Genomic DNA, 21,982 nt, shown 5'->3' with positions numbered 1-21,982 from the left:
ATGAGGCGCGGCGCAGCCGTTTGGCGAGCTGAGGATCGTCTGCGCCAGCGATTTTTGCGCCCGATTTTTGCGCTCATGCCGGCCGCGAGGGCCAGCCTTACCCCAAGGCGGCGCTGCTGGGGATCGCCTTCAAGGCCTGCGCCGAAATTGCGAAGCGACTCCCCGGAGGCGCGCCAAAGCGCCCGCGCCGAGGCGATCGCGCGGGCGTTTCGCTCGGAGCGATGGGCGAACGAGGTGGGGTAGAGCGGCTACTTTGGTTGACGTTGTGACAGAAGCAAACTTTCGTGTTGGATGTTAAACTGATTTATGGTGCGAATAGCCTACCAACATGGCATTTAGTTGCCGGAGAGCGACTTATCATCGTCAGCCGCTCCGCTATTAAAATCCGTCAAAATTCATTCATTCAAGGCTCAAAATGTGCTGGTCATTGTCGACTGACCATCTCCTAAATCGTTTCAAAAAACTTTGCCCCAATAGGATAGGTCCCAGCGCGGAAGATATAGACGCGGGAACGTTCTCGACCGTTTTATCGCCAACCTTGAGGGAGTGAATGACAAATCTCTTCGAAGGGACCTTTGATCCGTCCGCGAGAATGTAGATCTGTTCTCCCAAGAAATCCTCTTGGGAGATCGTTCCTGTGCGGATCAAGGTAGAAACGACATCGAAGGGAACAGAGACTTCGCTCGCTCCGCTGTCGACGATCGCATTCAATGTGAAAGCGTCATTGAATTGTATAGGGACGACATAAACGCCGCCCTCCTGTTTCATACGAACGGGTTCAAGCTCTATAGAGCCGGACTGGATCGAACGCTTCACTCCTGAGTCCAACAATGATGGGTCCATCGCGAAAAACCGTAACCCTCCCGTCCCTTCTCGATCATAGTTCGCCACATATACAAATCCTTCTCCGCCTGAAACCAAGTAAACCGGGTAGTTGGAGCGCGCGGACTCGTGAAGATTTCCGATGTAGTCGACCAGAACGCCCTTGCGAGGGGACTTGTCTCTCGCGAGAACTTGAAGGTCCCCCTTAAGTAGAGGAGTTAACTTAATTCCACCCCATGTCGCCATGACTGCGTTAATGCCGGCGATTTGATCGGTACGTTTCTGAACATTCGGGTTGAATTTTTTAGGTGAATTCCTGTTAAACTTATCCGTTAAGCGTATTATCTCGTCGTCGATAGCTTGCTCGTTATCGAAGAATGCCGGCTTGAGCGACTTATTGACGTAAGCAACGGTTCCATCGGGACCATGGATGATCGAGGTGTGGACTTGAACCGTATTCCCTTCCCGATCTTCCAAGCGGGTTCTTTCACACCAAGTGAACCCGGCATAAACTTCGCTTTTCTTGCACTCGAAACCCTTATTGGCCCGTTGTTCCGGAAAAAAAGGCGCGCCAATGGCAATCTCTCCTACAGAAAAAGGAGACAGAAAGCTAAGGTTCCCACGGCCATTTTGCGCCAAGGCTGGAGTGTTCGCAATCGCCGCGATCAGCACAATTGAGGCGGCTCTATCGATAATACGCATTATGCTCGAGCCTCTGTTAAATCAGCAGATGGCAAGTAACGGTTCTGATCAATATTGGTCTCTCGGTAGCTAAAAGAATACAGCGACGGCGCTTGCGATCCTCGCCCCAGCGCCGCGCCCAAAACGGCGCGGCGCTGCTCGTCTCATGAGCGCGACGGCGTCGCCTCTTGATTACAGAAACGATCCGATGAACGCGCCGCCGATTCCTGCGAGCACCGCCGTGGCGAGGACCCCCGGCAGCCCGAACAGCGCGCCGCCTAGTCCAGCGCCGATCGCCGCGCCGACGATCGCGCCGAGAGTCGCCATTGTCATGTGTTCCTTGGCAGAGATCATCGTTCCCTCCATGACATGCGCCCCCTGCTAAACAGGGGCCTAACATGGAGTTAGAGCCTGCTGTGCGGGGGACAAGGGCCCTTCCCTTACCCGTCAATCATCAAAATCTCACAGCGGATTCTGCGCCTTCGTCACATTGCGTCACATTGCGCCACATGCCCCTCTCCCTCGCTTCGCTCGACCTCTCCCCGCGTGCGCGGAGAGGTTTGCAACGCGCCCCGCTTCCCCGCTGCAGGCGCGTCCTTTCGAATCGCTTGGGCCGCGCGTCGGATGTGACGCGCCGCACTTTGCCGGCCTGCCGTCCGTGCTACCCATCATGCATTACGCATGGACCTTGGGGGGCCATGTTTTGGGGGGCATGTCATGACCATCATTGCAATGAACCGCCGTAGATTTTTGGGCGCGATGCTTCTGGCGAGCGCCGTCATCACCGGGCGCCGCGCCTATGGCGACGCGGCGATGGAGGAGATCGGCCGGCTCAAGCCGGGCGAGTTCACCTGGCGTCCCGAACTCGCCGCGAAGGGACCCGTCTCCGTCGTCGTGTCGCTTCCCCAGCAGCGCGTGCATGTCTATCGCAACGGCGTCCGCATCGCCGCCTCCACCTGTTCGACCGGCAAGCCCGGACATACGACGCCGACCGGCGTCTTCGTCGTGCTGGAGAAAGACCGGAATCATCACTCGTCGCTGTACGACGACGCGCCGATGCCGAACATGAACCGCCTCACCTGGTCGGGCGTCGCGCTGCACGCCGGCAATCTCCCCGGCTATCCGGCGTCGCATGGCTGCGTGCGGCTGCCGGCGAAATTCTCCGAATTGCTGTTCGGCGTCACCCATATCGGCACGCCGGTCATCATCGCCGGCGCCCATACCGACCCCTGGGAGCTGACCCATCCGGGCATGGTGCTGAGCGGCTATGCCGAACAGGAGTTCGAGCAGGTGCTCTCCGGGCTTGAGGGCAAGAAGCATCCCGCCGACTGGACGGAAGCCGAGAATTTCCCCGTCACCAGCGTCGTCGCCTCCTCCGCCGACCATATGATCGAGCTGATCGAGAACGACCATGTGGTGGCGAAATCCGTCCTTGGCTTGGAGGGCGCCGACAAGCTCGGCTCGCATGTGTTCGTGCTGAACGGCGCCGACCAGACGTCGCGCGGCATGCATTGGAGCGCGATCACGCATCATCACGAGGATGCGACGCTCGCGCCGGACCAGGATGTGATCCAGCGGCTTCGCGCCGACCCGTCTTTCAACGCGGCGATGCAGGCGCGCATGCATCCCGGCATGACCATGGTGCTGACCGACGCGCCGCTGTCGCCCGACAGCCGCTCCGGCAAGGATTTCGTCATCGTCACCACGGAATGATGCGGTCGCCGGACGCCCGCGAAGCACGAGGGTGAGGAAAAATACGCGAGAACGGGCTTCCTCGCCCTTCGAGACGCGTGCTGCGCACGCTCCTCAGGATGAGGAAGCCCTCACCCGATCGCCCTGGAGCCACGGCGCCTCGCCCCTGACGCCCGCGCCAAAATGCGCTAGACTTGCCGCTTCGCGCCTTCGGGAACAAATACAGAATGTCGGATTTCTATCGCATCAAGCGCCTGCCGCCTTATGTCTTCGAGCAGGTGAACCGCCTCAAGGCGCGCGCCCGCGCCGGCGGCGCCGACATCATCGACCTCGGCATGGGCAATCCCGACCTGCCCGCCCCCAAGCACGTCATCGAGAAGCTCGTCGAGACCGCCGGCAAGCCGCGCACCGACCGCTATTCGGCCAGCAAGGGCATCGCCGGGCTGCGCCGCGCCCAGGCCGGCTATTACGCGCGCCGCTTCGGCGTGACGCTCGACCCCGAATCGCAGGTCGTCGCGACGCTCGGCTCCAAGGAAGGCTTCGCCAATATGGCGCAGGCGATCACCGCGCCCGGCGACGTGGTGCTGGTGCCAAACCCCTCCTACCCGATCCACGCCTTCGGCTTTCTGATGGCCGGCGGCGTCATCCGCTCCGTGCCTTCGGCGCCGACGCCCGACTATTTCGTGACGCTGGAGCGCGCGATCATCCACTCGATCCCCAAGCCGATCGCGGTCGTCGTCTGCTATCCGTCCAATCCGACGGCGGAAGTGGCCTCGCTCGATTTTTACAAGGATCTCGTCGCCTTCGCGAAGAAGCACGAGATCTTCGTGCTCTCCGACCTCGCCTACGCCGAAGTCTATTTCGACGACAATCCGCCGCCCTCGATGCTGCAGGTGCCGGGCGCGATGGATGTGACGGTCGAATTCACCTCGATGTCGAAGACCTTCTCGATGGCCGGCTGGCGCATCGGCTTCGCGGTCGGCAATGAGCGGCTGCTCTCGGCGCTGGCGCGGGTGAAGAGCTATCTTGATTACGGCGCCTTCACGCCGGTGCAGGTCGCGGCGGTCGCGGCGCTCAACGGGTCCGACGACTGCATCAAGGAGATGCGCGCGATCTACAAGCGGCGCCGCGACGTGATGGTCGAAAGCTTCGCGCAAGCGGGCTGGCCGATCCCGGCGCCGCGCGCCTCGATGTTCGCCTGGGCGCCGGCGCCCGAGCGCTTCCGCAATATCTCGACGCTCGAATTTTCGAAGCTCTTGATCGAGAAGGCGGACGTCGCCGTCGCGCCGGGCGAGGGCTTCGGCGAACATGGCGAGGGGTTCGTGCGCCTCGCGCTTGTCGAGAACGAGCAGCGGATTCGTCAGGCGGCGCGGAATCTGCGCCGCTTCTTCGAGACGGCGGATTCGCAGCTGCACAATGTCGTGCCGCTCGCCGCGCGGGGGTGACGCGCAGGCTTCTGCTTCGCATGAATCGCAACGCGTGAGAGCGCCAGTGGCCGATCCCGTCGACATCTACAATTGGCTGCGTCTCGATGAGCGGACCACGACGTCCGGCCAGCCGACGCAAGCGCAGTTCGATGAGATCGCCGCGCTTGGCGTGCGCGAGGTCATCAATCTCGCGCCCGCGACCAGTGAGAAGGCGCTAAAGAACGAAGCGGAGATTCTGGCGACGCTGGGCATGCGCTACACGCATATTCCGGTCGACTTTCAAAATCCCACGCAAGCGGACTTTGATCGCTTCTGCGAGGCTTTTAAAGGGGCCAGCGAAGCTGCGACGCATGTCCACTGCATCGCGAACTACCGGGTCTCCGCCTTCGTCTATCTCTATCGGATCAGCGCAGGCATGGAAGAGACGCGCGCCCGCGCCGACCTCGAGAAGATTTGGACGCCCAACCCGGTTTGGTCCGGTTTCATCGAGCGGGTGCGGGCTCGAAATAGCGCTCGATGATGCGCGCGTAAACGGCGCAAAGTCCGTCGATGTCGGCGACGCGGGCGTTCTCGTCGACCGCGTGAATCGTCTCATTGGTCAGGCCGAACTCCAGCACCGGACAATAATGGGTGATGAAGCGCGCGTCGGAGGTGCCGCCGGTCGTCGAGAGTTCCGGCGTCAGGCCCGTCACCTGCCGCACGGCGTCAACCACGAGTTCTGTGAAAGGCCCAGGCTTGGTGATGAAGGAGACGGCGTTCGAGGGCGGGAATTCGACTTCGACATTCGCGTTCGGCGCTGCTTCCTTGATCACCTGCAGAATGCGCTCTTTCAGCGAATCATGCGTCCAGACGTCGTTGAAGCGGACATTGAACTGCGCGCGCGCCTCGCCGGGGATGACATTGACCGCCGGATTGCCGATGTCGATCGTGGAAAATTCGAGATTGGAGCGCTCGAAATGCGTCGTGCCTTTGTCGAGTTCGTGACCCGAGAGCGCAGAGACGATGCGCGCGATGATCGGCGCCGGATTTTCCGCGCGCTGCGGATAGGCGACATGGCCCTGCTTGCCGATGACGCGAATGCGTCCGCTGAGCGAACCGCGACGGCCGATCTTGATCATGTCGCCGAGCGTCGACGCATTGCTCGGCTCGCCGACGATGCAGTGATCGAAGCGCTCGCCGCGCGCGCGCGCCCATTCGATGAGCTTCACGGTGCCATTGATCGACACGCCTTCCTCATCGCCGGTGATGAGCAGCGAAAGCGTTCCCCAGGATTTGTCATTCTGCGCGCCATGCCGCTCGACGTAGGCGATCGCGGCGGCGACGAACGACGCGATGGCGCCCTTCATGTCCGAAGCGCCGCGGCCGTAGACGCGGCCGTCTGAAATTTCCGCGGCGAAGGGATCGAAGCGCCAGCGCGCGGGATCGCCCGGCGGCACGACGTCGGTGTGCCCAGCGAAGGCGAGATGCGGCGCGCCCGAACCGATCTTGGCGAAGAGATTATCGATGTCGGGCGTGCCCGGCGCGGAGAAGACGATTCGATGCGTCTCGAAGCCCGCCGCCTTTAGCGCCGTCTCGACGACGTCGAGCGCGCCGGCGTCGGCCGGCGTCACGGACGGACAGCGAATGAGTTCGCGGGTAAGCGCGACGGCGCGGGACTGGGTCATTGCCGGATACTATCAGAACGCGCTTCCTTCTCCCGCTTGCGGGAGAAGGTGTCGCGCGGAACGCGCGACGGATGAGGGTGATCGCGCAGTCAGCAGTGGCGCCCTCACCCGACCCCGCTTCGCGGGGCCACCCTCTCCCGCAAGCGGGAGAGGGATACGCCAATCCGCTCATTAGACGAAATTGGCATCGAGTTCGAGCAGGTCAGGCAAGATAGCGCGAACTTCGTCGATCATCGACTGCCAGGACGCCGCCTCGACAACCAGTCCCGGCGCGTCGTCGCTCGTCGCGATCCAGACATGGGCTTCATCGTCCCAACGCGCGTCAATTTGGATGGGTTCGGTCATGCGAGAAAAATCGGTCCGCGCCGGCGCCTTGTCAAGCAAAGGCGGCAGCGCTCAAGCGCAACGAGCGCTTCCTCCTTACGCAGCGGCACCGTCCTCCCGCCAACCCAATTCATAGATGGTCCACAGAGCGGCGGCGACAAAGAGCGCGTCGACGCCCCAGACATACCAGCGCGACATGACTTCGGCAACGCGCGGCTGCAGAAAATGCGCGGCGCCGGCAAGCAGCGCCAGAAGCGGCGCGAGGCTCGCGAGGCCGAGCGGCGGGTTGAGGCCGCGGTCGCGACAGCGCTTGGCCGAAAGATTGATGAAGCTCACGACGATCAGCATCACAGCGAAGGCGTAAAAGATGACATAGGCGTAAGCGAGAATCGTCATCGGCGCGAAGAACGGCGTCGTCGCCAGATCGTGGACCGAATAGGGCGCAAGCGCGAACCAGATCAGCGTCAGCGGCGCGAGGGCCGCGACGAGCGCGCCCGCGCCGCGCCGCCAGGTCGCGCGATCGATGCGGCCCTGTTCGGTCTGGTAGAGAAAACGCAGGCGCTCGGCGTCCATCAATCCCTCAGCAGTTCGTTGATGCCCGTCTTGCTGCGCGTCTGCGCGTCGACCGTCTTGACGATCACCGCGCAATAGAGCGATGGGCCGGGCGCGCCATCCGGCAATGCCTTGCCGGGCAGGCTGCCGGAAACCACGACCGAATAGGGCGGCACATAGCCGACATGGACCTTGCCTGTCGCGCGGTCGATGATTTTCGTCGAGGCGCCGATGAAGACGCCCATCGACAGCACCGAGCCCTTGCCGACGACGACGCCTTCGACGACCTCGGAGCGCGCGCCGATGAAACAATCATCCTCGATGATGGTGGGATTGGCCTGCAATGGCTCCAGCACGCCGCCGATGCCGACGCCCCCGGAGAGATGCACATTCTTGCCGATCTGCGCACACGAGCCGACCGTGACCCAGGTGTCGACCATCGTGCCGCTGTCGACATAGGCGCCGAGATTGACGAAGGAGGGCATCAGAATCGCGCCGGGCGCGACATAGGCCGAGTGGCGCACGATCGCGCCCGGCACCGAGCGAAAGCCCGCCGCCGTGTGCTCGCCGGCCCCCCAGCCGACGAATTTCGAGGGGACCTTGTCCCACCAGGTCGCGCCGCCGGGTCCGCCCGCGATCACCGCCATGTCATTCAAGCGGAACGACAGCAGCACGGCCTTCTTCAGCCACTGATTGACCTGCCAGCTTTCCGGGCCTTCCTGGCCTTCAATCTTCTCGGCGACGCGCAGCTTGCCGGCGTCGAGCAGACGCAGCGCGCCATCGACGGCGCGGCGGATGTCGCCCTGCGTCTCGGCGGTAATATTGGCGCGATCCTCGAAAGCGGCGGTGATGAGCGTCTCAAGTCCCGTGTGCGGCATGAATATCCCGAAAATGATGCGGTGAAGGCTGGCGCGGTTGTAAGGCTATGGCGAGGGGAGTTCAACACGGCGGCGGGAGCGGGAGAGATGGCCCAGTTCTCTGCCCCCATGCTGGGCGCCGCCGCAAGTTGGGTTGCGCGACGTGCGAATTTACTGTCGCGGCGTCTCGAAGCACGAAGATTCAACGATGACCGGGCCGCCGACCATGATGATGGTCAGGCGCAACGAAGTGAAACATGGCGCGCCCTCTCCGCGTCATGCCCGGCCTTGACGCGGAAACCCTCGGCGAGCGCCGCGGCGTACATGTTGACGCGCCGACCGCCGCCCCCTATGTTTCTACTCTGTAGATACACCGCGTTCATTGCGAGGCGCGCAAGCGACGCAGCAATCTCGAGAGCGCTGCGTCATGATGGATCGCTTCGCTGCGCTCGCAGCGAGTGCGGAATCAGGAAAAAGGCCATGCGCGCGACCATAAGAAAATGGGGAAATTCCGCCGCCATACGCATGTCGGCGGCGGTGATGGAGGAAGCCCGGCTGGAAATCGACCAGGCCGTCGACATTCGCGTCGAAGCGGGGCGCGTGGTGATCGAGCCGCTTGCAGCGCCAGAATTCACGCTCGACGCACTGCTCGCAGGCGTCACGCGCGACAATCTGCATGACGAGGAAGACTTCGGCGCGCCTGTCGGCCGCGAGGCGCTTTGATGGCTTACGTCCCCGAGCGCGGCGATATCGTCTGGCTCAGTTTCGATCCGCAGGCGGGCCATGAACAAAAGGGCCATCGTCCGGCGCTGGTGCTCAGTCCAAAAGCCTATAACGGCAAGACGGGGCTGATGCTCGCCTGCCCGATGACGACGAAGATCAAGGGCTATCCGTTTGAAGTCGCGCTTGCAGACGCGAAGCCGTCGGCCGCGCTCGCCGATCAGGTGAAGAGCCTCGACTGGCGCGCGCGCAAGGCGAAGAAGAAAGGCGCGGCGACCAAGGCGGAAGTGGCGCAGGCTTTGGCGAAGGCGACCACGTTGCTGCGATAGGCTTCCAGGAGGCTAGAAAATCACATGACCCGTTCGACATTTGTAAAAACCATGGCGCGTTACAATCGCTGGCAAAACGCCAGCCTTTACGCCGCCGCCGACAGCCTGTCGGACGAAGCGCGCCGCAAGGACCGCGGCGCTTTCTTCAAATCGATTCATGCGACCTTCAGCCATCTTCTTTGGGCGGATCATATGTGGCTGAGCCGCGTTTCCGACGCGCCCAGACCTTCCACGCCGCTGAGCGAATCGGGGTCCTATCGCGACGATTGGGACGGCTTGAAACAGGACCGGCGCGCCTGCGACGACAGGCTGATCGCCTGGGCGGACGCCGTCACCGACGACTGGCTCGCCGGCGAGCTCATCTGGCGTTCGAGCCTGATGCAAACGGATGTCGTCAGGCCGAAATGGCTCGTCGTCAGCCACATCTTCAATCACCAGACCCATCATCGGGGCCAGATTCATGCGATGCTGACGGCCGCCGGCGCCAAGCCGCAAGACACAGATCTGATCTTGATGGAAAAGCTCGCGACCTAATCCCCGATCAATCCCTCCAAAAACGCCACCAAATCATCGGTCACGAAATCCACATGCGGCTCGTCGCCGGTGGCGATTTCCCAGGCTTCGCGCTCCGGGCCTTCGTCATGGGCCGGCAGCACCAGCACCGTCTTCATGCCGCGCGCATGCGGCACGACAAGATTGCGGTCGATGTCTTCGAAAATCGCGGCGCGCTTGGGCTCGATCTTCAACTTCTCGAAAAAGCGCATATAGGCGCCTTCCTCGGGCTTATTGATAAAGTCCGCGGCGATGATGTCGAAGATGTCCTCGAAACAATGGTCGATGCCGAGCTGCTTCGCGGTTTCGATCGCGTGATGACGCGAGGCGTTGGTGAGGATGAGCTTGCGTCCGGGCAGCGCAGCGATCGCCTCGGCGAGCGAATGATTATGCGCAAGCGACGAGCGGTCGATGTCGTGCACAAAGGCAAGATAGGCTTCGGGGTCGATCCCATGTTCGGTCATCAGCCCGCGCAGCGTCGTGCCGTATTGACGATAATAATGTTTCTGCAACGCGCGCAGCGAAATGGCGTCGAGGCCAAACAGCCGCATCATGAACAGCGTGATGCGCGCGTCGATCTTGGGCCAGAGATCGGCGGTCTGCGGATAGAGCGTATTGTCGAGATCAAACACCCAGGTGTCGATCTCGGCAAAGCGCGATCTGTCGGGTTTGGTCATTGTGCGGCCAGTTTCATGTCATTCCCGCGAAAGCGGGAATCCCGAACCACGCCAGCAATCGTTGCGGCTGCTCTCTGGATTCCCGCTTGCGCTGCGCGCGTCGGGGATGACACCGGGGCGGATTCACGGTTCCAATATCTCCTGCACCCATGACGGCGTGATCTCGCTCGCGCGGCCATAGCGCCTGTCGTCGAATTCCGCGGCGTTTTCCGAAGGCTCAAGGTTGATCTCGCAGCAGCGCAGACCACGGGCGCGCGCCTCGCGCACGAAGCCCGCCGCCGGATAGACCGCGCCCGACGTGCCGATGGCGACGAAGAGATCCGCCGCTCCCAGCGCCGCGTAGATCTCGTCCATATAGAGCGGCGTTTCGCCGAACCAGACGACATGCGGCCGCAGCGCGCCGCCGCAGCCGCAACGCGAATCGGTCGAAAGGTCTTCGCGGCAACCGCTCACCGCGCCGCATGAAGCGCACCGCGCTTTGAGCAATTCGCCGTGCATGTGAATGACGCGCCTCGAGCCGGCGCGCTCATGCAGATCGTCGATGTTCTGCGTCACGAGAGTCAATGCGCCGCCGCGCTGCGCGAGTCCGGCTTCGAGCCGCGCCAGCGCGGCATGGGCGGCGTTAGGCGAAGCGGCGAGCAGATTGCGCCGCCGCCCATTATAGAACGCATGCACCAGCGCCGGATCGCGCATGAAGGCCTCGGGCGTTGCGAGCTGCATCGGATCATAGCGCTTCCACAGCGCCGCGCCCGGCCCACGAAAGACGCCAAGGCCGCTTTCGGCGGAAACGCCCGCGCCGGTGAGGATGAAGATGTTCATATGCGCGCCGGCTGTCTCACGCCGTCATGCCCGCGCTTGTCGCGGGCGCCCACGCCGGGATATTGCGAGCCGGCCGGCGCATCACGCTGGATCATGCAGCATGGCGATAGCGATTACGCGGCTCTTCGGCGTGGATGGCCGGCACAAGGCCGGCCATGACGCGGAAACCAACGCCCATCACCGCGTGATCAGCGTGCCGGCGCCGTGATCGGTGAGCAATTCGATCAGCACGGCGTGCGGTAGTTTCCCGTCGAGAATGACGACGCCCTCGACGCCGCGTTCGATCGCGTACATGCAGGTCTCGACCTTTGGAATCATGCCGCCGGTGATCACGCCCTCGGCGATCAGGCCGGGAATATCGCCGACCTTCAGCTCCTGGATGATCTGCTTGTCCTTGTCGAGCACGCCCGGCACGTCGGTAAGGAAGATAAGGCGCTTGGCGTGAAGCGCGCCGGCGATCGCGCCGGCGAAAGTGTCGGCGTTGACGTTATAGCTTTCGCCGCGCGGACCTTCGGCGACGGGCGCCAGCACCGGAATGAGTTCGCGGCCCAGCACCTGATCGAGCACGGTCGTGTCGACCTTGTCGGGTTCGCCCACAAAGCCGAGGTCGACGCCGTCGGGGCGTTCGATCTTTTTGGCGGTGACCATGCGCCCGTCCTTGCCGGTCAGCCCGATGGCGCGTCCGCCTTCCGAATTGATGTAGCCGACGATCTGCTTGTTGATGGAGCCGGCGAGCACCATTTCGACAACGTCCATCGTCTCTTCGTCGGTGATGCGCAAGCCATCGGCGAAGCGCGATTCGACGCCGAGCCGCTTCAGCATCGCGCCGATCTGCGGCCCGCCGCCGTGCACGACGACAGGATTAACGCCGGACTGTTCGAGCAGCACCATGTCGCGCGAAAAATCGCGCGCCACCTGATCGTCGCCCATGGCGTGGCCGCCGTATTTCACCACGACGATGGCGTCGTCGTAGCGCAGCATATGCGGCAGCGCCTGCATGAGAATGCGGGCTTGCTGGAGCGCATTGTCGACGGCGTCGGTCATGACAGTTCCTTGCAGGCGCCTCGCGGCTTTCCTCGTCCTTCGAGACGCGAGCTCCTCAGGATGAGGAAAGCTTAGATCGCGCTGCATTTGGGCAAAATGTCCAAATGCAGATAGCGTGATCAATCTCGAAAGCTCTGAACGCGGTGTAGGCGAAAAACCGGGTTCCACTTATCGCTAGCTTCAGAGCTCCGCGCCCAACTAGCCCGCCGCAGCCGTCGCTTTCAAGCGTTTCGTTCGGCCAGGAGCTTTGCGATGGCGGCGCGAAGTTCGGCGATTCCCTCGCCGCGTTGCGCCGAGGTGAAAATGATCTGCGGAAAGGCCGCGGGGCGCTTCTCCAGCGCCTTCGTCGTCGCGGCGAGGACCTCATCGCGCTCGGCCATCTTCAATTCGTCATGCTTGGTCAGGATGACCTGATAGGAGACGGCCGACTGATCGAGGAGATCGAACATCTCTTCGTCGAGAGGCTTCACGCCGCGTCGCCCGTCGACGAGCACAAAGACCCGGGCGAGGCTGGCCCTCCCCTTCAGATAGTCGCGCATCAGCTGCGACCAGCTCGCCACCTTCTCCTTGCCGACGGCGGCGTAGCCATAGCCCGGCATGTCGACGAGGCGCAGCCGCTCCGCGCCTGGCGCGCCGCCCAGCGCGAAGAAGTTGAGCTGCTGCGTGCGTCCCGGCGTGTTGGAGACGCGGGCAAGCGTCTTGCGGTTCGTCAAGGCGTTGAGCAGCGAGGATTTGCCGACGTTGGAGCGCCCTGCGAAGGCGATCTCCGGCGGGCCGATGACCGGCAGATCGCTCGCCTTGGCGCTCGCGAAAATGAAGTCGCAGGGGCCGGCAAAGAGCAGCCGGCCCGCTTCGGTGAAGTCGGATTCGGTCACGCTCTCTGGAACGTCTTGCGCAGATTGTCCCAGAACTCGAACTTCACGCCGGCGCGCTTCATGATGACGCCCTGCTGCACGATGGACAGGAGATTGTTCCACGTCCAGTAGATCAGCAGGCCGGAGGCGAAGCCGCCCATGGTGAATGTGAAGATCACCGGCATCCAGGCGAACATCGTCTTCTGAATCTCGTCGGCAGGCTCCGGATTCATCTTCATCTGCAGCCACATCGAGCCACCCATCAGCAACGGCCAGACGCCGAGCGCGAGATAGGGGCCAAAGATCGCGACATGCGTTGGGTCGAAAGGCAGCACCCCGAACAGGTTGAAAACATTGGTCGGGTCCGGCGCCGAGAGGTCATGGATCCAGCCGAAGAACGGCGCGTGACGCATCTCGATCGTCACGACCAGCACCTTATAAAGCGAGAAGAACACCGGGATCTGCACGATCACCGGCAGACAGCCGCTCGCGGGGTTCACCTTCTCCCGCTTGAAGAGCTCCATTTGCTCCATGTTGAACTTGTGCTTGTCGTCACCGTATTTTTCCTTCAGCTCTTTGATTCTTGGCTGAATCGCCTTCATTTTGGCGATCGACTGATAGCTTTTGTTGGCGAGCGGCAGGAAGGCGAGCTTGACGATGACGGTCACCGCCAGAATGGCGAGGCCGAAATTCCCCAAGAGCTTGTAAAGGAAGTCGATCACCCGGAACATCGGCCGGGTGATGAAGTAGAACCATCCCCAGTCGATGAGAAGATCGAAGCGTTTCAGGCCAGGATTGGCCTTATAGGCGTCGAGCACGTCGACGACCTTGGCGCCGGCGAAGACATAGGTCGTCGCTTCCGCTGATTTCCCGGGCTCGATCGTCTTCTGGTCGCTGACCGTATCGGCCTGATAGGTTTTCACCGCGCCGCCCATCGAGGCGTAGCGCGCCTCCATGGGTAAATTCTGGTCGGGAGCGACCACGGCCGCCCAATATTTGTCCGTCAGTCCAACCCAGCCGCCGACCCCCTTGAAGGTCTTGACCGCATTGTCCTCTTTCTCGATCTTGTCGTAGGTGACTTCCTGTCCCGCGTCGCCGACGACGCCGACGAAGCCTTCATGCAGCGCGGCATAGCCCGCGGATGGCGGGCGGCCGACGCGGCTCACGCGCGCGTAGTTAAAAAGCGTGACGGGGTTGGCCGCCTTGTTTTCGACGCTGTCCTTGACGGTGAAGAGATATTCGTCATCCAGGGAAATGACGCGTTTGAAAACGAGGCCCCGGCCATTGTCCCAGGTGAGCGTCACCGGCGTCGTCGCGGTCAGCCTATCGGAATTCGTGGTCCATAGCGTCTCGGTGGTCGGCAGAACCGGCGCGTTCTCCGTTTCCGCGGTCAGATAGCCGAGTTCCGCGTAATAGGGGTTGGGCCCGTCCTCGGGCGAGAGCAGCGTGATGATCGGGCTCGAGGGGTCGACGGTCTCGCGATAATTCTTCAACGAGACGTCGTCGATGCGACCGCCCTTCAGCGCGATCGAGCCGGAGATCGATCTGGTGTCGATGGCGATTCGAGGGCTCAGCGCCAGCGCTTCGGCGAGGCTCTTGGGCGCGGCCTTAACAGGCGGCTGGCCGGCTGTGACCCGCTCGGGCGCGCCGAGCTGAGGAACCTTGGCAAGCTGCTCCTGCTGCGTCTGCGCCCGGCGCTGCTTGTCTATCTCTGGGAAGGCGTAAAAATAGTCCCACAGGCCGATGAAGACCAGCGACAACGCCGCGGCGAGGATCATATTCTTGATGTTTTCATTCATGGCCGCGTAAGCCTGTCTTCCTGTTTGCGTCTCGAAGCCGCCCCGCCGCGATCATTCAATCTGGCGAGTCCTTCTGTCATTTGCGCGAGCAGTTCGGCGAACGGCGCCGCGAGGGCCACGCGCCGCGCGACGAAGACGTAATCGCGACCGGGCTTCGCGCCAAGGGCGCCGCCGAGCCGCATGGCTTCGCGGAGCCTGCGGCGAATTCGGTTGCGCCCAACCGCGCCGGCGACCTTCCGCGTGACGGTCAGGCCGAAACGGGCGGGCGCATGCGAGTCCGTGTACTCCCGGGGCGCCATCTGCACCGTAAAGGCGGGCATGGCGACGCGCGCGCCGCGCGACACGCGCACGAAATCCCCGCGCCGGCGCAGAGTCTCCGGGCGTGGGGACTTCTCATCTTCGGCGGGGACTTGCGCCTTCATGCAGTCATCCGCCTCGTCCGTTCAGAGCCGTATCAGGCCGAGAGACGCTTGCGTCCGCGGGCGCGCCGCGCGGCGATAACGTTGCGGCCGCCGACCGTGGCCATGCGGGCGCGAAAGCCGTGACGGCGCTTGCGCACGATCTTGCTGGGCTGAAATGTCCTTTTCACCGTTCTTCTCCGCTGGCGAAAGGGACTTACGCCCGCTCTCGCGCTTGTCTTGCTGTCGTCGTCGACGGCCTGGCCGCAGACGGCTTAAAAACGCTTCGGCGTCCGCGACGACGCACAGCCGTCACAAAACATTCGCCGCCCCTTTTGGAGCGGCGCCGATCGCAGGCATATAGGAGAAAGCGCGCGTTCAAGTCAATGTTTGTCGCGGGCGTTTTGCGCCTGCGCCCGTCCAAAATCGGCCAAATCCGGCGGGTCCAACGACCACGGAGTCGGAGCTCAGAGCGCCTCGAGAAAGGCGACGAGCGCCGCTTTTTCTTGCGCGGTCAGACCCAGAGCGCGGATTTTCGGGTCGAGCGATGGATTGGCTCCCCCGCCGCGATCGTAAAACTCGATGACTTCGGCGAGCGTCCTCAAGCTTCCGTCGTGCATATAGGGCGAACTCTCGCTGACGCCGCGCAGCATCGGCGTCGTATAGGCCCAACGGTCGGCGGGCGCATTGGTGATCTCGAAACGGCCGACGTCATTCGGCGCGCCGGTCTGAGCGAGACCGACCGCCGCGAGGTCGACATTTTGAAGGACCCCGGGCGCGAGCTGCACCAGCCTTTTGCCGCCCGTCGCCTCGGATCGGAATCCGACCCCGGTATTGTGCCAGGACTGATCGGTAAAGAGCGCCGTCTCAGCTCCGATCAGATGGCAGGCGGCGCAGCCCCCCTTGCCGATGAAAAGCTCATAGCCCTTCCACTCCTGAGGCGTCAGCGCCGCGCGTTCGCCGCCATAGACCGCGCGATCGAAACGCCCGCCGCCGCGCAGCAGCGAAGCTTCATAGGCGGCGATGGCGCGCCCGAGCGTCATCATCGTCGCGCCCTCGCCCGGAAAGGCCGCCTCGAACAACGGCCGATATTCGGCGTCGGCGCGAAGCCGGGCGACGAGCGGACCGATCCCGGCATTGCCCATTTCGTCGGCCGCGAGCAGCGGCCCCCAGACCTGAGCGGCAAGATCGGTCTCGCGGCCGTCGTGAAACAGGAACTTCTTGAAGGCGACATTATACAGCGAGGGCGCGTTGCGCCGCAGCGACCGTCCCTCCATGCCGATCGAGAGCGCGCTCTGATTGGAGGCGAAGCCCTGCGCCGGAATATGGCACATGGCGCAGGACAACGTGCCATTCGCGGAAAGGCCGCGGTCGAAGAACAGCTTTTCGCCGAGCCTGCGCATGGCCGGCGCGCCCGCGACCGCGGCGGGGACGGGCGGAAGCCCCAGCGGCGATCTGATGTCCTCCGCTGCAGCGCTGCCGACGTAAAGCAGTAGCGAGAGCGCTTGCAGAACCCGTGCAATACCTCCCCCTTGCGGGGAAGTCGCGACACGTAGTGTCGCGGGTGGGGGACTCCGAGATGGTTTGGTCGCCGCGCTCCTGCGAATGGCGAAGGGCGCGACGCTCACCTTGCGTCGACCGCGTTGCTCGCGTCGGGAAATTCCATTGCGAGCGTCCGCGCGTCATTGAGCAGGCCATCCGGCGTCAGAAACGCTGTGCTGTAAATCTCGCGGACCCAGCCTTCGGGATCGATCAAGAACACTTTCAGCATATGATTGATTGCGCCCGTGCGCCTGCCGGCGCGATCCCTCCCATGGGCGATGTCCTGTCCCATGGCGGCGAAGAGCGGCGTCATCTCGCCTTCGCTCGCGCCGGTCAGAAAGACCCAGGGGACGTCGCCGCCTTTCTCTTCCGTCTCCAGCATGCGCATGACAGAAGGCGTGTCGCGCGTCGGATCGAGGCTGACGAAGACGAGACGCAGCCTCCCCTTCAGCAACGGATCGGTTTCGGCCTCTTTTCGCGCCTCGTGGAAAGTCGACCAGGCGAGAGGGCAGCCGAGTGGATCGGCGCAGCGTGAATAGAAGAAGCCGAGCGCCGTCACTGCGCCCCGCGTGTAAGCGGAAAGCGGCGTCCGCTTGCCTTGCGCATCGAGGAGCGGGGCCTCCGGCGCGCGCTGGATCGGATGCAGCGCGTAGCTTCCGGGCGCCGGCAGTCTTGCGACCGCCGGGTCCACTGCGAAAGCCGATGGCGCTGCGAGCGCGAGGGCAACAGCGATCGCCGCCCTCGCGATGTTGCGGCTTGCGCTCACGGCAGTTCGGCCTTCTGGGCGCGCGCGGTGAATTTCATATGATGCGCGCGGCCGAGGCCTTCCTTATGGAAGTCGACGACGAAATCTTCCCTAAGCTCCTTCCCGTCCCATGAGTAGCCCTTGAGGAACTGCTCGTTTTCGGCGCCCTTCTTGTCCCAATTGGCGAGCAGCGAGGTCGTGAAATAGACGCGCTTCCCGTCCCAGCTTTGCGAGACCATGTTCACCTGCGCGCCGATCTTTTTCGCATAGACCTGTTTGGGCGCTTCGGGATTGGCGAGATCGAAGAGCCGCGCCGTTCCGTCCATGAATGTATTGACCCAGAGCGACGATGCGTCGGACGAAATCGAGATGTCGACGGGCAAGGGAATTTTGGCTGGATCGCCGACGTCGGCGACGGCTTTCGCCTGCCACTCGTTCTTGTCGTCCTGCTTGATCAGGTAAAGTTTCGAGGTGAGCGCGCCGGCGGTGATCGCCCAATTGGCGCCGGGCTTGAGCGCCCAGCGAATTTCGAGCGGCGCGCCGGGAACCGAAAACACCCTTAGAGGCTTCATCGCCTTTAAGTCCCACATCACCATCGTGTTCCCGAAGTTCTTCATCGCGGAATCGTCTTGGATGAGCTGGGAAAGATCCATCATGTAATTGGTCCAGCCGGTGAAGCTCGACGTCAGCATGCGGTTCTGGGCCGGATCGATGGCGATGTCGTAGCCATAGCCGTCGCCGCCGTCATTGAGCGGCATCGGCGTCGTCGTGACGAGTTCGCCGGCGTTGTTGTAGGTGATCAGCCCGGTGACGCCGCCGTGATCCTTCTTGTTCGAAAGCGCCTGCACGAGCATGCGGCCGGGCAGCGCGTAGAATGTATGCGGCCCGACATAGCCCGTGCTCTCGGCCAGATTGTCGATGGTTTTGACGAGCTTCGGCGTCGACGGATCGGAGCCGACGTCGAAGATGAAAATCTTGCTGTCGTCGAGACGGCCGGCCCAGAGATATTTGCGATCGTCGGTGAATCCCATGTGATGCGCTTCGCCGCGTCCGCCGACGGCAATCGTGTGAATCACCTTGCCGTAGGTCGCGGAGCCGGGAATGACGTCGATCGTCACGAGCTTGTCGGATCCATCCCCGACGCCCTTCTCGCCGAGCGTCCAGACGTGGAGATACTGTTCCTGTCCCTTGATCAGCCCGCTCATGAAAGGCGAGTTGCAGGTCTCATCCGCGACAGCCGGCGCAAGCGCCCAGGCGGATACAAGCGCACACACTGCTGCGCGCAACGGCAAGCTCTTCATTCAACCACTCTCCCTTATTGGTCAGGCCGTCGCAGGGTCTATGATCGCCCTGATTTCACTGATCCGGTTGGCCGGAAAGCCTCCTTGCTCCGCATGTTCTTTGATCGCCGCCGCGTTCTCGGCGATGTAGACGCAGTAGACCTTGTCGTCGGTGACATAGCTTTCGACCCATTGCGTCTGCGGGCCGAGCGCGCGCAGGACGGCGCAGGAGCGCTGCGAGATCGCCTGGAGTTCGGCCTGCGTCATGTTCCCGGCGCCGGGGATGTCCCGTTCGATGATGAATTTCGGCATCGTCTTTCCCCTACTTAGAGCCCAAACTGATATGACCGGTCGTCTCACTCGGGCGCAAATCGATCATGCCTTCAAGTAGCCGTTGAGCAGCATGTCGCAGAACTGCGTCAGCGGACGCACCGAGCGCTCGATCTTCATGCGCAGCAGCGCCCCCTGCCAGAAATTGACGAGAAGATCGGCCATTTCCTTTGCGTCCATGTCCGTGCGGAAACCGCCTTCCCGCTGGGCGCGGGCGATTCCCTCGCGCAGCTTGTCGCGATAGCGGTGCACGGCCTCGCGCAGCGACGTCTGGCAGAGATCGCTCGTGTCGCCAATCTCCCCGATGAGATTGCCGAGCAGGCATCCGCCCCGGAAATCCAGGCGCTCCGTCTCTTCGATCAGCTCATCGAAATAGGCCCGCAGCGCCGCCGCGGCGCCAAGATCCTTGCGCTGAAGCTGTGCGTCGAGCCGTTTGATGAACGGATCGATGTAATGTTTGACGACCTCGGCGCTGAAGGCTTCCTTGCTTTCGAAATAATTATAGAAGGAGCCTTTCGGCACGCCGACGCTCTTGACCAGCTCCTGCAGCCCGGTGCCGTGATAGCCCTGCTCCATCAGCAGCGCGACTCCCCGGTCCAGAAGCTTCTCTCTCAGCTCTTTGACGTCGCGTCGGCTCATGACGACATAATACGACCAGTCGTCTCAGTTTGGCAAGCGGCGCTCATCGCGCGCCTATCGTCGCCCCCCGCCTCATTAGCGCCGCGCATGGGACCGAATCATGTCGCAGATGCGGCGAGGATCGCGCGCGCGAAGCTTCGCGGGGGCGTCCGCGCATTTCGTTACGCGCCGCGTATTTTGTCTTTGCCCCCCGGACTCGCCGCGGCGTATAGATTGGAAATGACGCGTGATTCGCGTCACTGTCCGTGTCCTTCCAGACGTAGCGTGACGCGTCCGCCTTGCTTACCGCCCAAGATTAAGATTTAGGGCCGCGTTTGAGGCGTAAGTGAAGGTTTATTAACCAATTCCGCTTACCTTCGCTGGAAGGTCGGTCAGGTCGCTGGGGCGAGGACACTCGCCGGCCGCCGGCGCGCGTCCTTGGCGCGGTCGGTCGCGGACGATGGAGCTCGGTGGGGAACCAACATGCGCGTTTTATTGATCGAAGACGACAGCGCGACGGCTCAAAGTATTGAGCTCATGCTCAAATCCGAGAACTTCAACGTCTATACGACCGATCTCGGCGAAGAGGGCATCGACCTCGGCAAGCTCTATGATTACGACATTATACTTCTCGACCTCAACCTGCCCGACATGTCCGGCTATGAGGTGCTGCGCACGTTGCGCGTCGCCAAGGTGAAGACCCCGATCCTCATCCTGTCCGGACTCGCCGGCATCGAAGACAAGGTGAAGGGCCTAGGCTTCGGCGCCGACGATTATCTGACCAAGCCCTTTCATAAGGACGAACTCGTCGCGCGCATTCACGCCATCGTCCGCCGCTCGAAGGGCCACGCTCAATCGATCATCATCACCGGCGACCTCATCGTCAACCTCGACCAGAAGACGGTGGAAGTCAGCGGCGCCCGCGTGCATCTGACCGGCAAGGAATATCAGATGCTGGAGTTGCTCTCGCTGCGCAAGGGCACGACGCTGACGAAGGAAATGTTCCTCAATCATCTTTATGGCGGGATGGACGAGCCCGAATTGAAGATCATCGACGTGTTCATTTGCAAATTGCGCAAGAAGCTCGCCAACGCCAGCGAAGGCCGCAACTACATCGAAACCGTCTGGGGCCGCGGCTATGTGCTGCGAGAGCCAAGCGAAGCGGAAGAACGCATCACGGCCTGATAGAGGCGCGATCGCAACATTGAAGCAAAAGCGCGATCACGAGCGCAATGCAAAACGCCGCGTCCGAGGATGCGGCGTTTTCTTTTTGCTGACTGAAGCCTCTCGCGGAACAGCCGTGTGCGCGATCGGTTTACAGTGCGGGGGCGAACGTCGAGGAGACGAAGATGAGGAAACCCCTGCTGGCCGGCGCCATGGCGCTTGCGCTTCTGGCGCCCAGTTACGCGCTTGCCGCGTCTTGGACGAAATCCGGGTCATCCGCCACATCCGGTTCAACCGGCACGATGACGCGGCCAAACAGAGTCGACGCCACAACCCAGAACTTCGTGGACAAGGCCTGGAACATCAACAATTTTGAAATCCAGGCCGGACGCGAAGCTCAGAACAAGGCAAACACTCAGGAGTTTCTCGACTATGCCCGTAGGATCGTGAGAGATCATACGAACATGGACAACGAGCTGAAGCCGATCGTGCAGCAAGACCGGCTTAACGCTCCGAACGCGCTCGATAAGGAACACCAGAATCTTCTGCAGCAATTGTCCTCGATGACTGGCGCGCGCTTTGAAGAGCGCTTCCGGACACAGCAAATCGACGGACACGAGAAGGCGGTGAAGCTTTTCGAGAGCTACGCCAAGAACGGCCAGAACCCCGAGCTAAAGAGGTGGGCGCAGAGCGCCGTTCCGACGCTGGAGAACCATCTGCGCGACGCCAAGGCGCTTCCGCGCGGCGCGCAAGGCACGCACGCAGAACGATAGCCTCGCTGCGCAAAGAACCGGTTCGGCCGGAGTTCCCAGGATCCGCGCGGTGGCGCGGGTCCTCGGCTTTAATCGCCTCGCGCCAAACAGTCTCCGTGAATGTCGCACGCCGTCACGCGACAGAGCGCCAGCGCGGTCGCTGACAAGCGGCCGCCTCGGGCGCGATGTCAGCGAGCGTGGTGGTCGGCCCCCATGGGGTGATCCGGTTCGAATGTTAGTTTAAGAGTGGCATTTGGACCAGCGGCAACGCGCCCGGCGCAGCTGGCTGGGGTTGCGCAGCTGGGCGCTCGGGGAACAGAACCGCCGGGGCTGGCGGCCG

Annotated in this window: 26 protein-coding genes; 8 read left to right on the top strand and 18 right to left on the bottom strand. The window is 62.6% G+C overall.

Annotation, left to right across the window (positions count from 1 at the left end; translation table 11 throughout):
- Nucleotides 1–399 precede the first annotated feature (399 nt).
- Both ACR65T_RS13640 and ACR65T_RS13635 read right to left on the bottom strand, forming a co-directional pair.
- Nucleotides 400–1,524 carry a retropepsin-like aspartic protease family protein gene (locus ACR65T_RS13640; protein WP_434496983.1) on the bottom strand — a complete coding sequence of 375 codons (1,125 nt, stop codon included), beginning with the start codon at nt 1,522–1,524 and terminating at the stop codon, nt 400–402.
- 171 nt (nt 1,525–1,695) lie between these two features.
- Nucleotides 1,696–1,857, bottom strand: a complete 162-nt coding sequence (locus tag ACR65T_RS13635; RefSeq protein ID WP_256034279.1) for a hypothetical protein — start codon at nt 1,855–1,857, stop codon at nt 1,696–1,698.
- 363 nt (nt 1,858–2,220) lie between these two features.
- Here ACR65T_RS13635 and ACR65T_RS13630 point away from each other — a divergent pair, with 363 nt between their 5' ends.
- The 3 genes from ACR65T_RS13630 (at nt 2,221) to ACR65T_RS13620 (ending at nt 5,142) form a co-directional block, all read left to right on the top strand.
- Nucleotides 2,221–3,216 (top strand): L,D-transpeptidase, encoded by a 996-nt coding sequence (locus ACR65T_RS13630; RefSeq protein ID WP_434496982.1) that lies wholly within the window; start codon nt 2,221–2,223, stop codon nt 3,214–3,216.
- Between the two features lie 206 nt (nt 3,217–3,422).
- Nucleotides 3,423–4,640 carry an LL-diaminopimelate aminotransferase gene (locus ACR65T_RS13625; RefSeq protein WP_434496980.1) on the top strand — a complete coding sequence of 406 codons (1,218 nt, stop codon included), beginning with the start codon at nt 3,423–3,425 and terminating at the stop codon, nt 4,638–4,640.
- Between the two features lie 46 nt (nt 4,641–4,686).
- Nucleotides 4,687–5,142, top strand: a complete 456-nt coding sequence (locus ACR65T_RS13620) for a protein tyrosine phosphatase family protein (protein WP_434496979.1) — start codon at nt 4,687–4,689, stop codon at nt 5,140–5,142.
- Here ACR65T_RS13620 and dapE read toward each other — a convergent pair.
- The 4 genes from dapE to dapD all read right to left on the bottom strand — a co-directional run bounded on the left by dapE (nt 5,105) and on the right by dapD (nt 8,040).
- Complete coding sequence (dapE, locus tag ACR65T_RS13615; protein ID WP_434496978.1) at nt 5,105–6,286, bottom strand: succinyl-diaminopimelate desuccinylase; 1,182 nt, start codon at nt 6,284–6,286, stop codon at nt 5,105–5,107. The two genes, ACR65T_RS13620 and dapE, sit on opposite strands and share 38 nt — an antisense overlap.
- 171 nt (nt 6,287–6,457) lie before the next feature.
- Nucleotides 6,458–6,631: a DUF1902 domain-containing protein gene (locus ACR65T_RS13610; protein ID WP_434496977.1), complete on the bottom strand. Its 174-nt coding sequence runs from the start codon at nt 6,629–6,631 to the stop codon at nt 6,458–6,460.
- 75 nt (nt 6,632–6,706) lie between these two features.
- Nucleotides 6,707–7,183: a hypothetical protein gene (locus tag ACR65T_RS13605; RefSeq protein ID WP_434496976.1), complete on the bottom strand. Its 477-nt coding sequence runs from the start codon at nt 7,181–7,183 to the stop codon at nt 6,707–6,709.
- On the bottom strand, nt 7,183–8,040 hold the full coding sequence (gene dapD / locus ACR65T_RS13600; RefSeq protein WP_434496975.1) for a 2,3,4,5-tetrahydropyridine-2,6-dicarboxylate N-succinyltransferase: 858 nt from the start codon (nt 8,038–8,040) through the stop codon (nt 7,183–7,185). Before dapD ends, ACR65T_RS13605 begins: the two co-directional genes overlap by 1 nt.
- A 459-nt stretch (nt 8,041–8,499) precedes the next feature.
- Here dapD and ACR65T_RS13595 point away from each other — a divergent pair, with 459 nt between their 5' ends.
- From ACR65T_RS13595 to ACR65T_RS13585, 3 genes are read left to right on the top strand one after another with little or no spacing between them, the layout of a single operon-like run.
- Nucleotides 8,500–8,742, top strand: coding sequence for an AbrB/MazE/SpoVT family DNA-binding domain-containing protein (locus ACR65T_RS13595; RefSeq protein WP_434496974.1), 243 nt, complete (start codon nt 8,500–8,502; stop codon nt 8,740–8,742).
- On the top strand, nt 8,742–9,068 hold the full coding sequence (gene mazF / locus ACR65T_RS13590; protein ID WP_434496973.1) for an endoribonuclease MazF: 327 nt from the start codon (nt 8,742–8,744) through the stop codon (nt 9,066–9,068). Before ACR65T_RS13595 ends, mazF begins: the two co-directional genes overlap by 1 nt.
- 24 nt (nt 9,069–9,092) lie before the next feature.
- Complete coding sequence (locus tag ACR65T_RS13585) at nt 9,093–9,602, top strand: DinB family protein (RefSeq protein WP_434496972.1); 510 nt, start codon at nt 9,093–9,095, stop codon at nt 9,600–9,602.
- Here the strand turns inward: ACR65T_RS13585 and ACR65T_RS13580 are convergent.
- The 12 genes from ACR65T_RS13580 to ACR65T_RS13525 form a co-directional block, all read right to left on the bottom strand.
- On the bottom strand, nt 9,599–10,297 hold the full coding sequence (locus ACR65T_RS13580) for a pyrimidine 5'-nucleotidase (RefSeq protein ID WP_434496970.1): 699 nt from the start codon (nt 10,295–10,297) through the stop codon (nt 9,599–9,601). The two genes, ACR65T_RS13585 and ACR65T_RS13580, sit on opposite strands and share 4 nt — an antisense overlap.
- Nucleotides 10,298–10,420: 123 nt before the next feature.
- Complete coding sequence (locus ACR65T_RS13575) at nt 10,421–11,116, bottom strand: NAD-dependent deacylase (protein ID WP_434496969.1); 696 nt, start codon at nt 11,114–11,116, stop codon at nt 10,421–10,423.
- A gap of 177 nt (nt 11,117–11,293) precedes the next feature.
- A complete protein-coding gene (gene argB / locus ACR65T_RS13570; RefSeq protein ID WP_029651578.1) occupies nt 11,294–12,160 on the bottom strand; it encodes an acetylglutamate kinase in 867 nt (288 codons plus the stop codon).
- Nucleotides 12,161–12,381: 221 nt separating this feature from the next.
- A complete protein-coding gene (yihA, locus tag ACR65T_RS13565) occupies nt 12,382–13,035 on the bottom strand; it encodes a ribosome biogenesis GTP-binding protein YihA/YsxC (protein WP_434496968.1) in 654 nt (217 codons plus the stop codon).
- Nucleotides 13,032–14,813, bottom strand: a complete 1,782-nt coding sequence (yidC, locus tag ACR65T_RS13560; protein WP_434496967.1) for a membrane protein insertase YidC — start codon at nt 14,811–14,813, stop codon at nt 13,032–13,034. The genes yihA and yidC overlap by 4 nt, the downstream gene beginning before the upstream one ends.
- Nucleotides 14,810–15,235 (bottom strand): ribonuclease P protein component, encoded by a 426-nt coding sequence (rnpA, locus tag ACR65T_RS13555; protein WP_434496966.1) that lies wholly within the window; start codon nt 15,233–15,235, stop codon nt 14,810–14,812. Before rnpA ends, yidC begins: the two co-directional genes overlap by 4 nt.
- A 32-nt stretch (nt 15,236–15,267) precedes the next feature.
- Complete coding sequence (gene rpmH, locus ACR65T_RS13550) at nt 15,268–15,402, bottom strand: 50S ribosomal protein L34 (protein ID WP_083858773.1); 135 nt, start codon at nt 15,400–15,402, stop codon at nt 15,268–15,270.
- Between the two features lie 276 nt (nt 15,403–15,678).
- Complete coding sequence (locus ACR65T_RS13545) at nt 15,679–16,614, bottom strand: cytochrome-c peroxidase (RefSeq protein ID WP_434496965.1); 936 nt, start codon at nt 16,612–16,614, stop codon at nt 15,679–15,681.
- A gap of 221 nt (nt 16,615–16,835) precedes the next feature.
- Nucleotides 16,836–17,519, bottom strand: coding sequence for an SCO family protein (locus ACR65T_RS13540; RefSeq protein WP_434496964.1), 684 nt, complete (start codon nt 17,517–17,519; stop codon nt 16,836–16,838).
- On the bottom strand, nt 17,516–18,799 hold the full coding sequence (locus ACR65T_RS13535; RefSeq protein WP_434496963.1) for a selenium-binding protein SBP56-related protein: 1,284 nt from the start codon (nt 18,797–18,799) through the stop codon (nt 17,516–17,518). The genes ACR65T_RS13540 and ACR65T_RS13535 overlap by 4 nt, the downstream gene beginning before the upstream one ends.
- 21 nt (nt 18,800–18,820) lie before the next feature.
- Nucleotides 18,821–19,090, bottom strand: coding sequence for a DUF4242 domain-containing protein (locus tag ACR65T_RS13530; RefSeq protein WP_434496962.1), 270 nt, complete (start codon nt 19,088–19,090; stop codon nt 18,821–18,823).
- Nucleotides 19,091–19,153: 63 nt separating this feature from the next.
- Nucleotides 19,154–19,747, bottom strand: a complete 594-nt coding sequence (locus ACR65T_RS13525; RefSeq protein WP_434496961.1) for a TetR family transcriptional regulator C-terminal domain-containing protein — start codon at nt 19,745–19,747, stop codon at nt 19,154–19,156.
- A gap of 462 nt (nt 19,748–20,209) precedes the next feature.
- Between ACR65T_RS13525 and ctrA the strand changes: the two genes are divergently transcribed.
- Together ctrA and ACR65T_RS13515 are read left to right on the top strand one after the other, a co-directional pair.
- On the top strand, nt 20,210–20,911 hold the full coding sequence (ctrA, locus tag ACR65T_RS13520) for a response regulator transcription factor CtrA (RefSeq protein WP_018407261.1): 702 nt from the start codon (nt 20,210–20,212) through the stop codon (nt 20,909–20,911).
- A 164-nt stretch (nt 20,912–21,075) separates the two neighbouring features.
- Nucleotides 21,076–21,663, top strand: coding sequence for a DUF4142 domain-containing protein (locus ACR65T_RS13515; RefSeq protein WP_434496960.1), 588 nt, complete (start codon nt 21,076–21,078; stop codon nt 21,661–21,663).
- Nucleotides 21,664–21,982: the final 319 nt, after the last annotated feature.

This window comes from Methylocystis sp. (assembly GCF_051061285.1).
Lineage (GTDB): Bacteria > Pseudomonadota > Alphaproteobacteria > Rhizobiales > Beijerinckiaceae > Methylocystis.
Note: the sequence above shows the minus strand (reverse complement) of the source record. Positions and strands in the feature narration are given on the sequence as shown.